The sequence below is a fragment of the Pseudomonas sp. 14P_8.1_Bac3 genome (assembly GCF_025466085.1).
GTDB lineage: Bacteria > Pseudomonadota > Gammaproteobacteria > Pseudomonadales > Pseudomonadaceae > Aquipseudomonas.
Genome location: NZ_JANLOD010000006.1, coordinates 86,631 through 100,592, shown reverse-complemented (window position 1 = coordinate 100,592; position 13,962 = coordinate 86,631). Strand labels below are relative to the sequence as shown.

The following is a 13,962-nucleotide window of genomic DNA, read 5'->3' as shown; positions in this document are numbered from 1 at the left end:
TGGCCGAGCCACATGCCTACGCGATAGGCTCTAAACGTACGAAATGCAGCGCCTCTGAATCCAGAAAAACAACAACAAGAAGCCCTCATATGCTCAGTTTGCCGTGGTGTTCTCTGCCGTTTCCGTTCGGGTTCAGATTGGCCTCGCCAGCGTGCCAAGGTGCGTTCCGGTGATGGGCCGCGCACTCGGCAACCTGTCGGTTGGCAGCAAGCTGTGGCTGGGTTTTGGTTTGGTGTTGTTGTCGACACTGGCCGTAGCAGCGACGGCGTTTTACGCCTTCACCGTGCTCGAAACACGCGCCAGCAGGATGAACGACGTCGCCGCCGTTGAATCGCTGATTTTGCAAGCGCAGGTCGCGGTCAAAGCATTCGGCCTGAACCTGGCCGAGGACGAGGCCCACAAGGTTGCCGGGCTTACCGCCGAGCTGGTTGCGTTGCTGGAAAAGTCCCGGATGGACAGCGGGCGGGGCGCGTCCAGAGAAGCCGTTAACCATTATCTCGCCCAGTTCGAACGTTATGCCCAAGCCCAGCGCGATGCCCGCGAGGCTCGCCTGCGCATGCAGCAACTGGCTCAAGTGGTGGGCGAGCGATTCACGGTGGTGATGCTCGATCAACTCGACGCGGTCAACCTTTTGGCCTCGCGGGCGCAGCCGGCCGACGCGGTGCGCATGCTGCAACTGGAGCAAGCCTCCACGCTGCGCGACAAGCTGGCGAACCTGCGTGACAGCGAACTCTACTTCACGCTGCAAGGCAGTACGGAGGATCGTAACGCCTGGGAAGCGCGGGTGATCGAGTTGCGCTCTTACATGGAAAACCTCGAGCTGCGCCTTGAAGGTTCCGAGCGCGAATCGCTGACTCAGGCCCGTGCAGCGCTGGATGAATACCGCACCGCATTCAACGGTTACGCCGCGAGCCGCGAGCAAACCAGCGATAGCCAGGCGGCGATGAATGTCGCTGCCGGCCAGGTCAGTCAGTTGCTTGGGGAGGTTCGCGCCACACAGGTTCAAGCGTCGCAGACGATGAGCCATCGGGTATCGCGGTTGCTGACGGGGATGGTGTTGTTGGCGCTTGCCCTGGGCGTCGGTGCCAGCCTGTTGATTCGCCACTTGATCCTGCAACCGTTGCGTCAGGCGGTTGAACTGACCCGACGCGTGGCCTCCGGCGATCTCAGTGCGCAGATTGATGCCGCAGGACGCCGTGATGAACTCGGGCAGTTGCTCGGCAGCGTCGGCGTCATGCTGGAAAGCTTACGTGGGCTGATCGGCCGGATTGGCCAAGGCGTCGGGCAATTGAACCACGCCGCCGACAGTCTTGCGCAGGTCACCGAGCGTACGCGCCAAGGCGTCGTCTCGCAGCGTGAAGAAACAGAACTGGCGGCCACCGCGATGCAACAGATGGCCGCGACGGCCCAACACGTCGCGCGCAACGCCAGTCAAACCCTGCACGCGGTCGAGCAGGCCAATGGTCAGGCGCGCAAAGGCGAGGCATTGGTGCATCAGGCTTCCACCAAGATTGGTCATCTGGCGGAGGAAATGAGCGGATGTTCCGAGGCCATGGGCTTGTTGCTCAACGAGAGTGCGGCGATCGGCAAGGTACTCGACGTGATCAGTGCCCTGGCCGGGCAGACCAATCTGCTGGCCCTCAATGCGGCGATTGAAGCGGCGCGTGCCGGTGAGAACGGTCGCGGTTTTGCCGTGGTCGCCGACGAGGTGCGCAACCTGGCGCGGCGCACGCAAACCTCAACGGACGACATCGCCACCATCATTCAACAGTTGCGGCTTGTCGCCGGGCAGGCGGCCAGTCGCTTACAAGGCAGCCACGTGCTGACCGGCGAAAGCGTGGTGCTTGCCGCACAGGCGTCACAAGCGTTGCAGGAAATCGCGGCCGCGGTGTCAACGGTCGAGCAGATGAGTCAGCAGATCGCGGCGGCGGCGGAACAACAGAGCGCCGTGGCCGAACAGGTTGGCGAAAGCCTGCAACGAGTACACGCGGTGTCTGAGCAAAGCACCGCTGCCAGCGGCTTGCTGGACGCCTCGGTGCGCGGCCTGGAACAGATGGGCGGTGCGCTCAACGCGGTCGTTGGCGGTTTTCGCACGGCGTCTTGAAATGAGTTCATTTGCGGTCATGAGGCTGAGTACGGCGGCACGTTCTGTCGGTTCATCTCTAAGCAAACAACAACAAGAGTGGAGGCAGATATGAGTTCGCTAAATGAAAATTCGATCCCTGGGTCGTTGACGTCACTGGATATCGACCGGGATGAAACGCAGGAGTGGCTGGAGTCGCTGGAGGCCGTCGTGCGCGATGGCGGCTCCGAGCGCGGCCAGTTTCTGCTCAAACAGTTAGAGCAACACGCAAGAGCACTTGGCATCACCTCGCATGTGCACCCGTACTCGGCGTATCGGAACACAATTCCGATTGAACGGCAGGGTCCCTACCCAGGGGACCTTGCTGTCGAGGAACGGATCACGTCGATCATTCGCTGGAATGCATTGGCTATGGTGGTGCGCGCGAACCAGGCCTATGGGGATCTGGGTGGGCATATCGCAAGTTATGCTTCCGCCGCGGAAATTTTCGAGGTCGGTTTCAACCATTTCTTCCGTGCCCGCGACGAAAGTCACGGCGGCGATCTGGTGTTTTATCAGCCGCACTCGGCGCCGGGTGTTTACGCCCGGGCGTTCCTCGAGGGCCGGCTATCCGAGGCGCAACTGGCCAACTATCGCCAGGAAGTGGGCGGCAACGGCTTGAGTTCCTACCCACACCCGTGGTTGATGCCGGACTTCTGGCAATTTCCAACCGGGTCGATGGGCATTGGTCCGATCAGTGCGGTTTATCAAGCGCGCTATATGCGCTACCTCGAACACCGCAATCTGGCCGAAACCGCCGACCGTCATGTGTGGGGCGTGTTTGGTGACGGCGAAATGGACGAGCCCGAATCGATCGCCGGGCTCACGCTCGCGGCACGGGAAAAACTCGACAACCTGACCTTTATCGTCAACTGCAACTTGCAGCGTCTGGACGGACCGGTGCGTGGCAACGGTCAGGTTATTCAAGAACTCGAAGCGTTGTTCACCGGCGCCGGCTGGAACGTGGTCAAGGTCATCTGGGGTTCGGACTGGGATCCGCTGTTTGCACGGGACACGAACAATGCCTTGCTGCAACGCTTCGCCCAGACCGTCGATGGTCAATACCAGACGCTTGGCTCCAAGGACGGTGCCTACAATCTGCTGCACTTCTTCCAGCAGGATCCAGAGATCAAAGCGCTGGTCTCGCACATGTCCGATGCCGACATCGACGCCCTGAAGCGCGGCGGTCACGATTTCCGCAAGCTGCATGCAGCGTTTGCCGCAGCCAAGGCGCACAAGGGCCGGCCGACCGTCATCCTTGCCAAAACCAAGAAAGGTTACGGCATGGGCGGCGCCGGTGAATCTCGGATGACCTCGCACCAGGCCAAGAAGCTCGATATCGATGCGCTGAAGGCGTTCCGCGACCGTTTCGCGCTGCCACTCTCGGACGATGACGTCGCGCAACTGCGCTTCTATCGCCCGGCCGAAGACAGCCAGGAAATGCGTTACCTGCGTGAGCGCCGAACTTCGCTGGGCGGCTACATGCCGGCGCGGCAGAAGGGTAAAGAACACATCGCAATCCCCGCGCTCGCTGACTATGCACGTTTCGCGTTCGAGGCTGACGGCAAAGAGATGTCCACCACCATGGCCGTGGTGCGCATGCTCGGCGGTTTGCTTAAAGACAAGGATCTGGGGCCGCGCATCGTCCCGATCGTCGCGGACGAAGCGCGTACTTTTGGTATGGCCAACCTGTTTCGCCAGATCGGTATTTATTCGCCGCTGGGGCAGCTCTACGAACCGGAAGATGCCGGCTCAATGCTGTATTACCGTGAAGCCCGTGATGGCCAGCTGTTGGAGGAGGGCATCACCGAAGCGGGTGCGTTGTCTTCCTGGGTCGCCGCCGCGACGTCCTACAGCGCCCACGGCAAGACGATGCTGCCGTTCTACATCTACTACTCGATGTTCGGGTTTCAGCGCGTCGGCGATCTGATCTGGGCCGCAGCTGACCAACGTGCACGGGGTTTCCTGCTGGGCGCCACCGCCGGGCGAACGACGTTGGGTGGGGAAGGGCTGCAGCATCAGGATGGCAGCAGCCATGTGGTTGCGGCCACCGTGCCCAACTGCCGCGCCTATGACCCGGCCTTCGCGGGTGAGCTTGCGGTGATTGTCGATCATGGCATGCGCCAGATGATGGAGCGTGACGTCGACGAGTTTTACTACATCACCGTGATGAACGAGAACTACGCCCAACCTTCACTGCCATCCGGCGTAGAAGATCAAATCATTCGCGGCATGTACCGCTACGCCGTGACGGATGCACCGGCATCGCGTGGGTCTGTTCGGCTTTTGGGCTCCGGGACGATCCTGCGCGAAGTCATCGCGGCGTCCGAACTGCTGGCCGCCGACTGGCAGGTTTCCAGCGAAGTGTGGAGCGTCACCAGTTTCAGCGAATTGGCTCGTGAAGCGCGGGACGTGGAACGCCGTAATCGTCTGAATCCTGCCGAGCCTGAGCACATTAGTCACCTGTGCGCTTCCCTCGCCGGCGATGCGCCGGTGATTGTCGCCTCCGACTATGTACGCGCCTGGCCGCAGCTCATCGCCAGCTATGTCGATGCGCGCTTCATTGCCTTGGGGACCGACGGTTTTGGCCGCAGCGATACCCGCGCCGCTCTGCGCAGCTTCTTTGAAGTTGATCGTCATCAAGTGGTGCTGGCGGCGCTGGACGGTTTGGTGCGTGACGGTCGTTTGCCGAGCCAGGTGTTGGCCGAGGCGATCGAGCGTTACGGGCTGAAGGGTGATCGCCCGGCGCCGTGGACCTGCTGACCGGTGTTCTCTTCCCATGCGCTCGATGAGCGCTCCCTCCGTTGCGTGAACCCGCAACGGATCTATTTCTGGGCGACGGTAAGTCATGAGTGAAATAAGAGAGATCCATGTCCCTGACATCGGGGATTTCAAAGACCTTCCGGTGATCGAGGTATTGGTCAAACCGGGCGATAAAGTGGCGTTCGATGACCCATTGCTGACGCTGGAATCGGACAAGGCATCGATGGACGTGCCGAGCCCTGGCGCCGGCACCGTTGTGGCGGTGACGATCAAGGAGGGCGATCGGGTTTCCAAGGGCAGTTCGATCCTCACGATGCAGATGGCGATTGATGAAGCGCCTGTTGCGCAACTGCCCGTCAGGCGCCCGGCCGTGGCCGACCCTGTCGTCGACATTCCCCCGCAGCCAACCATCGCCAAAGCGCCTGCGCCAGCGGTGAGTATTTCCGGCCCAAAACCCCACGCCAGCCCTTCGGTACGCAGCTATGCGCGCAAACTGGGTGTGGATGTCAGCCGCGCGATTGCCACCGGCAAGGGTGGGCGACTGCTTCGTGAAGATATCGAGCGCTTCGTCAAAGACGCTCTGCTGCGCCTGGACAGCTCCGCGCCACGTGCCGATCAAATCGGTGGACTCAATCTGCTGTCGTGGCCGGACATCGACTTTGCCAAATTCGGCACGGTCGAGAAGGTCGCGATGTCACGTATCAAAAAGATCTCCGGCGCAAATCTCGCGCGCAACTGGGTGATGATCCCGCACGTCACCAACAACGAAGAAGTCGACATTACCGAGCTGGAAGCGTTTCGCGTGCAGCTCAATCAGGAGGGCGGCAAGGACTCGATCAAGTACACCATGCTCGCGTTTTTGATCAAGGCCGCGGTGGCCACCCTGAAAGCCTTCCCGTCGTTCAACAGTTCGCTGGGCAACGAAGACGGCGAGCCGATCCTGATCCTCAAACAGTACTTCCACATCGGTTTTGCCGCTGACACGCCGAACGGTCTGGTGGTGCCGGTCATTCGCGATGCCGATCAAAAAGGCATTGGCCAGATCGCCACCGAATGCGCCGAGCTCGCGCGTAAAGCCCGGGACGGCAAGTTGGGCCCCGCCGACATGAGCGGTGGAACCTTCACTGTTTCCAGCCTGGGCGGCATTGGCGGCACCGGTTTTACGCCGATTATCAATGCGCCGGAAGTGGCGATCCTCGGCGTCACCCGCGCGCAGATCAGACCGGTGTGGGATGGCAACGCCTTCGCGCCGCGACTGATTCTGCCCATGGCGTTGTCATGGGATCACCGCGTCGTCGACGGCGCGGCGGCAGCACGCTTCCTTCAGCATCTGGCGGCTCTGTTGGCAGATTTCCGTCGAATTACGCTGTGAGGGAACGCCCATGAGTCAGGTGATTGAAGTGAAGCTACCCGGTATCGGCGATGCCGCCGCCATGCCGGTGATTGAAATACTGGTCAAGGTTGGCGATGTGGTGGCAGTCGATGACCCGATCTGCACGCTGGAGTCCGACAAGGCGACGATGGATGTGCCGTCGTCTGCCGCCGGTGTGGTCAAGGAAATACGGGTCAAGGTTGGCGAGAAGGTCGGCGAAGGCGCGGTGTTGTTGACGCTGGAATCGAATGAGTCGGCGATTCGGCCAACGCCAACGCCAACGCCAGCAACGGCTGCAACCGCCAGCAGCGCTGAGCTGCAGTGCGACGTACTGGTGCTCGGCGGCGGCCCCGGCGGTTACTCCGCTGCATTCCGCTCGGCGGATCTGGGCCGGAAAACCATCATCGTCGAGCGCTACGCCTCATTGGGCGGCGTTTGCCTGAACGTCGGTTGCATCCCTTCCAAGGCGCTGCTGCATATCGCTTCGGTCATGGAGGAAGTTCCGCATCTGGCGTCATTGGGTATCGACTTCGGTGCCCGACAGGTCGATATCGACAAGCTGCGCGCGCACAAACAATCGGTGGTCAACAAGCTCACGGGTGGCCTCGCCGGCATGGCCAAGGGGCGCAGTGTCGAGGTCGTGCGCGGCGTCGGGCGTTTTCTCGATCCGCACCGTCTCGAGGTCGCACTTTGTTCGGGTTCCGGCCAGGAACAAACGGGCGAGAAGCAGGTGATTCGCTTCAAACAGTGCGTGATTGCCGCCGGCAGTCAGGCCGTCAAGTTGCCGTTTATGCCGCAGGATCCGCGCATCGTTGACTCCACCGGGGCGCTGGAACTCAGGGCGGTGCCGAAACGCATGCTGGTGGTGGGCGGCGGGATTATCGGCCTGGAAATGGCCACGGTTTATTCGGCGCTGGGTGCGCGTATCGATGTGGTCGAGATGCTGGACGGCTTGATGCAAGGCCCGGATCGCGATCTGGTCAAGGTCTGGGAAAAGCACAACAGCCATCGTTTCGATCACCTGATGTTGAACACCCACACGGTGAAAGCCGAGGCGAGCGAGCAGGGCATCCGGGTGACCTTCGAGGGTGAAAAAGCGCCCGCAGAACCGCAGTGCTACGACCTGGTATTGGTCGCGGTCGGACGTAAACCCAATGGCAACCAGCTCGATGCCGACAAGGCCGGCGTCACTATCAATGAGCGCGGTTTCATCCCCGTCGATAAGCAGCTGCGCACCAACGTGCCGCACATCTTCGCGATTGGCGACATCGTTGGCCAACCGATGCTGGCCCATAAAGCCGTTCATGAAGGCCATGTCGCCGCTGAAGTGGCGGCGGGTGAAGCCTTGAACAATGCCGAACTGGCGCGCAGCCGTTTTGATGCGTTGCAGATCCCCGGTGTGGCCTACACCAACCCCGAGGTGGCCTGGGCCGGTCTGACTCAGCAAGAAGCCAAAGACCAAGGCATCAAGGTCGATGCGGCGGTTTTCCCCTGGGCTGCCTCTGGCCGTGCGATTGCCAATGGCCGCGATGAAGGCTTCACCAAACTGCTGTTCGACGCCAACACCCATCGCGTGGTCGGCGGCGGCATCGTCGGCACGGGGGCGGGTGATCTGATCAGCGAAGTGTGCCTGGCCATCGAAATGGGCGCCAACGCCGAGGACATCGGCAAAACCATCCACCCGCATCCGACATTGGGTGAAACCGTGGGGATGGCGGCTGAAGTTGCCCACGGCAGTTGCACCGACTTGCCGGCGGCACGTCGTAAAGAGACGTGAAGGAGGAGATGACCATGAATCCCTGCAATGAGGCGACTCTGGCGGACTTGAGCCACTGGGTGGGCCGCGAGGAACTGCGTAGCGACCGCATCGATCAACGCACTGCGCAAGCGCTGGCAGCGACGCTCGACCTCGATTCCGACACCCTGCAGGAAGGCGCTGAATTGCCGCCCTTGTGGCACTGGGTGTATTTCTCGCCGAATGCCCGACACCGCGAAATCGGCGTCGACGGGCATCCGCTTCGCGGTGGTTTCCTGCCACCGGTGAATCTGCCTAATCGTATGTGGGCAGGCGGACGCCTGAGCTTCGAGCAGCCGCTGCGCGTCGGTGAAGCCGTTACCCGGGTTTCGCGCATCCTGCGTTGCGAGCGCAAATCCGGCCGAAATGGCGAGCTGCTGTTTGTCACCGTCGAACACAAGATTGCAGGTGAGCGTGGTGTGTGCGTGGTGGAGGAACAGGACATCGTCTACCGCCAGCCAACGCCTGAAGGAGCGCCCCTGGCCGGCGAAGCGACAGAGCGTCGCGGCGAATTCCGCCGGCTGATCCATCCGGACCCGGTGTTGCTGTTCCGTTATTCAGCACTGACGTTCAACGGCCATCGCATTCACTACGACAAGCCCTACGCCACCCGGGAAGAAGGCTATCCGGGCCTCGTCGTGCAGGGCCCGCTGGCCGCGACATTGCTGCTCGAGGCCTTTCGCGCGGCGCACCCGGGCAAGCGCATACGACACTTTGCTTTCCGCGCGATCGGCCCGCTGTTCGACACGGCGGACTTTGCCGTGTGCGGCCAGCTTACCGGCCCGGGCAGCGCCGATCTTTGGACCGACTGCAACAGGCGCTCGACGATGAAAGCTGAAGTCACGTTCGACTGAACCCAAGCGTTTTTAAAAAAAGGTGCGGCTGTGCAGAAGCGCCAAGGGCACTGCTGCGCCGCGATCACCACAGACAAGACAGGAAACCGACATGACCATGCTGTACGCCCCCGATGAACACCAGGAAATCCGCGACGCCGTCCGAGCCTTGTGCAGTGAATTCCCGGACGAATACCACCGCAAGATCGACGAACAGCGGGCCTACCCTGAAGCCTTTGTCGATGCACTGATCAGCGCGGGCTGGCTGTCGGCGATGATCCCGGAAGAATACGGCGGCTCGGGCCTGGGATTGACCGAGGCATCGGTAATCATGGAAGAGATCAACCGTTCCGGTGGTAACTCCGGCGCAGTCCATGGCCAGATGTACAACATGAGCACACTGTTGCGTAACGGCAGCACCGCGCAGAAAGAAAAGTACCTGCCAAAGATTGCGGCCGGCGAGTTGCGCATCCAGTCGATGGCGGTCACCGAGCCTACCACCGGCACCGACACCACCAAGATCAAGACCAATGCGGTGAAGAAGGACGGCCGCTACGTGGTCAACGGGCAAAAAGTCTGGATCTCGCGGGTGCAGCATTCCGACCTGATGATCCTGCTCGCACGCACCACGCCGCTGACCGAGGTGAAGCGCAAGTCTGAAGGCATGTCGATTTTTATCGTCGACCTCAAAGACGCCATCGGCAAGGGCCTCACCGTGCAGCCGATCCCCAACATGGTCAACCACGAGACCAACGAGCTGTTCTTCGACAGCCTGGAGATCCCTGAGGAAAACCTGATTGGCGAGGAGGGCAAGGGCTTCAAATACATCCTCGACGGGCTTAATGCCGAGCGCACCCTGATCGCCGCCGAATGCATCGGCGACGGTTACTGGTTCATGCAGCGTGCGGTCAACTACGCCAACGAACGCGTGGTGTTCGACCGTCCGATCGGGCAGAACCAGGGCGTGCAATTCCCGATTGCCGACGCGTTCATCGAGATCGAAGCCGCCAACCTGATGCGCTTCAAGGCTTGCCAGCTGTTCGACGCGCACCAACCCTGTGGCGCCCAGGCCAACATGGCCAAGTACCTTGCGGCCAAGGCGTCGTGGGAAGCCGCCAACGTTTGCCTGCAAACCCACGGTGGGTTCGGCTTCGCCAATGAATACGACATTGAGCGCAAGTTTCGCGAGACCCGGCTGTACCAGGTCGCGCCGATCTCCACCAACCTGATCTATTCCTACGTCGCCGAGCACTTGCTCGGGCTGCCGCGTTCTTTCTGAGGACTCCGTTATGGCTAATACCCAACCGGTACTTGCGCTAGAAGGGATCACGGTGGTCTCGCTCGAACACGCCATCGCAGCGCCTTTGGCCACGCGTCATCTGGCAGACCAGGGCGCTCGGGTGATCAAGGTCGAGCGTCCTGGCAGCGGCGATTTTGCCCGCGCTTATGACGCTCGCGTCGAGGGTTTGGCCTCGCATTTTGTCTGGGTCAATCGCTCCAAAGAAAGCCTTGCGCTCGACCTGAAACAACCCGAGGCACAGGAGATTCTGATCAAGCTCCTGGCCGAAGCCGATGTGCTGGTGCAGAACCTTGCGCCGGGCGCGGCAGCCCGCTTGGGGCTTTCGTACGAAGCACTGTCTGCGAACAACCCGAAGCTGATCGTCTGTGACATTTCGGGATACGGCGAGGGCGGCCCATACACCGAGAAGAAGGCTTACGACTTGCTGATTCAGAGCGAGGCGGGGTTCCTGTCGATCACCGGTACACCGGAAGAACAGGTCAAGGCCGGCATTTCCATCGCCGACATCGCGGCGGGGATGTACGCCTACACCAATATCCTTGCGGCGCTGATCGAACGCGGCAAAACCGGCCGAGGCCGGCGCATCGAGATCGCGATGATCGATGCGATGGTCGAGTGGATGGGCTTCCCCATGTACTACGCCTATCAAGGGCAGGAGCCGCCGCGCCGTACCGGTGCTTCCCATGCGACGATTTATCCGTACGGGCCGTTCCGTGCCGGCGATGGCCGTACCGTCATGCTCGGCCTGCAGAACGAACGCGAGTGGGCGGTGTTCTGCGAGCGTTTGCTGGGCGACGCGGCACTCGCCACGGATGTGCGGTTTGCCAGCAACGCCCTGCGCACCGCCAACCGGGAAGTCTTGAGCACATTGATCGAGCAGAGCTTCGCCAGCCTCAGCGCGGATGGCGTCATGGCCCGCCTCGACGCCGCTGACATCGCCAATGCCAATGTCAGCACCATGAGCGACATCTGGAACCATCCGCAACTCGCCGCGCGTCAGCGCTGGACCACCGTGAACACGCCCGCAGGCCCGATACCCGCGCTGCAGCCACCGGGCATGGGCGGTGAGCATCCCGCGCGCATGGGCCCGGTGCCCGCCCTCGGGGAACATACCGCCGCCATTCTTCGTGAACTGGGTTACGCCGACCGCGCCGATGAACTGCGCGACAGGAAGGTGGTGTGATGGCGATTCGACAATTGAATCTGGCGCGGGCACGTACCTTTCTGTTCGTGCCGGCGAACCGCCCGGAACGCATAGGCAAAGCGCTGAACAGCGGCACCGACGTTGTCGTGGTCGATCTCGAAGACGCGGTGGCACCGCTCGATAAATCAGCGGCGCGCCTGGCCTTGCTGGCCTGGTTGGATGAGCATCCCGATGAGCGCGTGACGGTGCGTATCAATGCCGCCGACACGCTGTGGCATGAGGATGATTTGGCAGCCTGCCGTCACACCGGGATCGTTGCCGTGATGCTGCCAAAAGCCGACAACGCGGCCCAGGTGCAGCACGCCCATGGCGTCAGCGGCAAACCGCTGTTGTGCATCATCGAGACCGTGCAAGGCCTTGATGCCCTGGCGCCTATCGCCAGCGCGCCGGGTTGCGCGCGGTTGATGTTCGGCAAGCTGGATCTGGCCGTCGAACTCGATCTGATCCCCGACGAATCAGACCCAGAAGAACTGGTGTTCCTGCCGTGGCGCGCGATGCTCGTGCTCGCGAGCAAACGGGCACGATTGCCGGCGCCGGTCGATGGCGTGTTCACCGCCATCGGAGATCAACCCGGTCTGGCCCGGTACGCCGCTCGTGCGCGGCGGCACGGGTTCAGTGGCCAGCTATTGATTCATCCCAGTCAGGTCACGGAAGCCGCTGCGGCCTTCACGCCCTCGGTGCAGGACATCGAATGGGCGCAAGCCGTTTGCCAACTCGGTGACGCGGCCGGCGGCGGGGTGGTGGTGCTCGATGGCCGGATGATCGACGCGCCGGTAATGGCGCGGGCGCGGAACATTCTGGCCTTGGCGGCGGAGTTTGGGCCCGGGATCTGAAGCGTCGTCTTTTCTATTTCGGAACAACTCTTCGGCCCATTCACAAATTCTTAAAAGCGGCCCATCTCAATACTATCGAGGTGTGGAAACCGCAGCCGAACTCGCCTTGCGCAGGGTATTCCCGCCGCAGGCCAAACGTTTCAAATGCAGGAGCATGACCCATGGAAAATAACGCAAACAAAAAACCGATGGCCATGAGTGGAGCCCGCAACGGAGTACGCAGCGGCGCCGATTACATCGCCTCGCTGCAAGACGGTCGCTCCGTCTGGATTGATGGCGAGCGCATCAAGGACGTCACGGTAGATCGCCGTTTCCGTGGCGCGATTCAATCCATCGCTGATCTGTATGACATCCAATGCGATCCCGCCTTGCAGGACAAGATGACCTTCGAATCACCGACCTCCGGTGCACGCGTCGGTCGCTCGTTCATGTTGCCGCGCTCGGCTGACGATCTGCGTCTGCGCCGGGAAATGATGAAGACCTGGATGGACGCTGTTGGCGGCATGATGGGCCGCACACCGGACTTCCTTAATGTCATGGTCAGCGCGCATGCGTCGGCGTATGAACTGTTCGCCGCTGGCGGTGAGCAATTCGGCCAGAACATCCGCAAATACCATGAGTTCATCCGCGAAAACGACCTCGCGCTGACGCACTCGCTGGTGTCGCCGGACATTGACAAGCGCCTGCAAATGTTCGAGCAGCCGGGCGACATGGTCATGCGCGTGGTGCGCGAATCCGATGCCGGCATCTACGTGTCGGGCGCGCGTTCGGTAGCCACCCTCGGTCCGTTGGCCAACGAGGTATTGATCATGCCGGCGGCAGCAAAATTCCCGCTGGTGGCGGATGCCGAAGCCTACGCGGTGGGCTTCGCGGCACCGATCGACACCCCCGGGATGAAGATGATTTGCCGTCCTTCGCTGCCTGCGAAGGGCCGGTTCGCCAACGACCCGCTGACCGGACGCATGGACGAAATGGACGCCGTGCTGTGGTTCGAAGAAGCGTTTATCCCGTGGGAACGGGTGTTCATGTACCGCAGCATCAAAGCAGTGGAGTCGGCGATGAAGTCGCCTTCCGGCCCGCATGGTTCGCACCAGTCCGCCACGCGTTCACTGGCGAAGATGGAGTTCTTGCTGGGCATCGCCTACAACCTGACGGAAGTGAACCACAGCCGTTTCCCCAACGTGATGGTTCAGCTTTCCGAACTGGTGGCGTACGTCGAAACGTTGCGCGCGATGATTCGTGTCGCTGAAATCGACTGCGTGCCGGGCCCCGGCGGTACTGTTGTGCCGTATGAGCAGCCGCTGAATGTGGTGCGCGCCCAGTACCCGGCGATGCATGCCCGTGCACTGGAAATCTTGCAGTTGCTGGGCGCCGGCAACGTGGTAGTGGCGCCAACGGTCGAGGATCTCTACAGCGAAAACGGTCCGGCCATCGAACGCTACTGCGCCGGGGCCGACATTCCCGCCGAACGCAAGATGCAACTGCTGCGCCTGGCGTGGGATGCCTCCTGCTCGTCGTTTGCCGGCCGGCAGAACCTGTACGAGAAATTTTTCTCGGGCGATCCATGGCGCAACGCCCAGATGCGCGGTGAGCGTTATCCCGGTGCTCGCGAGGCGCAAGACCGTGTGTGGGCGTTCCTTGATCGCAATAGCGAATGGGATCAGCGCATCAACGGCCAGTAAACCAGGGCTGCCGTATCGCTGCGGCAGCTGACCAAAAAATAATAATGTGCGGAGTTTT

General features: G+C 61.6%; 9 protein-coding genes and 1 pseudogene. All 10 read left to right on the top strand.

Going from position 1 to position 13,962, the window contains the following annotated elements; translation table 11 throughout:
• Positions 1-172: 172 nt before the first annotated feature.
• Positions 173-1,240, top strand: a pseudogene (locus NTD84_RS29945) (HAMP domain-containing protein); the annotation flags it as partial.
• A complete protein-coding gene (locus NTD84_RS29940) occupies positions 1,235-2,104 on the top strand; it encodes a methyl-accepting chemotaxis protein (RefSeq protein WP_410017323.1) in 870 nt (289 codons plus the stop codon). The pseudogene NTD84_RS29945 and the gene NTD84_RS29940, both read left to right, overlap by 6 nt.
• A 90-nt stretch (positions 2,105-2,194) precedes the next feature.
• Complete coding sequence (gene mdeB, locus NTD84_RS01660) at positions 2,195-4,885, top strand: alpha-ketoglutarate dehydrogenase (protein ID WP_262163029.1); 2,691 nt, start codon at positions 2,195-2,197, stop codon at positions 4,883-4,885.
• An 85-nt stretch (positions 4,886-4,970) separates the two neighbouring features.
• On the top strand, positions 4,971-6,257 hold the full coding sequence (locus NTD84_RS01655) for a dihydrolipoyllysine-residue acetyltransferase (RefSeq protein ID WP_262163027.1): 1,287 nt from the start codon (positions 4,971-4,973) through the stop codon (positions 6,255-6,257).
• 10 nt (positions 6,258-6,267) lie between these two features.
• The gene (gene lpdA / locus NTD84_RS01650) at positions 6,268-8,034 is read left to right on the top strand and encodes a dihydrolipoyl dehydrogenase (protein WP_262163026.1); all 1,767 of its coding nucleotides are present in this window, start codon (positions 6,268-6,270) and stop codon (positions 8,032-8,034) included.
• A 14-nt stretch (positions 8,035-8,048) separates the two neighbouring features.
• Positions 8,049-8,906: a MaoC family dehydratase N-terminal domain-containing protein gene (locus tag NTD84_RS01645; protein ID WP_262163025.1), complete on the top strand. Its 858-nt coding sequence runs from the start codon at positions 8,049-8,051 to the stop codon at positions 8,904-8,906.
• A 97-nt stretch (positions 8,907-9,003) separates the two neighbouring features.
• Positions 9,004-10,164, top strand: coding sequence for an acyl-CoA dehydrogenase family protein (locus NTD84_RS01640; RefSeq protein ID WP_262163271.1), 1,161 nt, complete (start codon positions 9,004-9,006; stop codon positions 10,162-10,164).
• Between the two features lie 10 nt (positions 10,165-10,174).
• Positions 10,175-11,368: a CaiB/BaiF CoA transferase family protein gene (locus NTD84_RS01635; RefSeq protein ID WP_262163024.1), complete on the top strand. Its 1,194-nt coding sequence runs from the start codon at positions 10,175-10,177 to the stop codon at positions 11,366-11,368.
• Positions 11,368-12,222, top strand: coding sequence for an HpcH/HpaI aldolase/citrate lyase family protein (locus tag NTD84_RS01630; protein WP_262163023.1), 855 nt, complete (start codon positions 11,368-11,370; stop codon positions 12,220-12,222). Before NTD84_RS01635 ends, NTD84_RS01630 begins: the two co-directional genes overlap by 1 nt.
• Positions 12,223-12,383: 161 nt before the next feature.
• Positions 12,384-13,904 (top strand): 4-hydroxyphenylacetate 3-hydroxylase family protein, encoded by a 1,521-nt coding sequence (locus NTD84_RS01625; protein ID WP_262163022.1) that lies wholly within the window; start codon positions 12,384-12,386, stop codon positions 13,902-13,904.
• Positions 13,905-13,962 lie beyond the last annotated feature (58 nt).

Bases quoted from the DNA above. Each gene is read 5' to 3' on its own strand.
- NTD84_RS29940 (WP_410017323.1), top strand. From the start codon at position 1,235: ATGCTGGAAAGCTTACGTGGGCTGATCGGCCGGATTGGCCAAGGCGTC.
- mdeB (WP_262163029.1), top strand. From the start codon at position 2,195: ATGAGTTCGCTAAATGAAAATTCGATCCCTGGGTCGTTGACGTCACTG.
- NTD84_RS01655 (WP_262163027.1), top strand. From the start codon at position 4,971: ATGAGTGAAATAAGAGAGATCCATGTCCCTGACATCGGGGATTTCAAA.
- lpdA (WP_262163026.1), top strand. From the start codon at position 6,268: ATGAGTCAGGTGATTGAAGTGAAGCTACCCGGTATCGGCGATGCCGCC.
- NTD84_RS01645 (WP_262163025.1), top strand. From the start codon at position 8,049: ATGAATCCCTGCAATGAGGCGACTCTGGCGGACTTGAGCCACTGGGTG.
- NTD84_RS01640 (WP_262163271.1), top strand. From the start codon at position 9,004: ATGCTGTACGCCCCCGATGAACACCAGGAAATCCGCGACGCCGTCCGA.
- NTD84_RS01635 (WP_262163024.1), top strand. From the start codon at position 10,175: ATGGCTAATACCCAACCGGTACTTGCGCTAGAAGGGATCACGGTGGTC.
- NTD84_RS01630 (WP_262163023.1), top strand. From the start codon at position 11,368: ATGGCGATTCGACAATTGAATCTGGCGCGGGCACGTACCTTTCTGTTC.
- NTD84_RS01625 (WP_262163022.1), top strand. From the start codon at position 12,384: ATGGAAAATAACGCAAACAAAAAACCGATGGCCATGAGTGGAGCCCGC.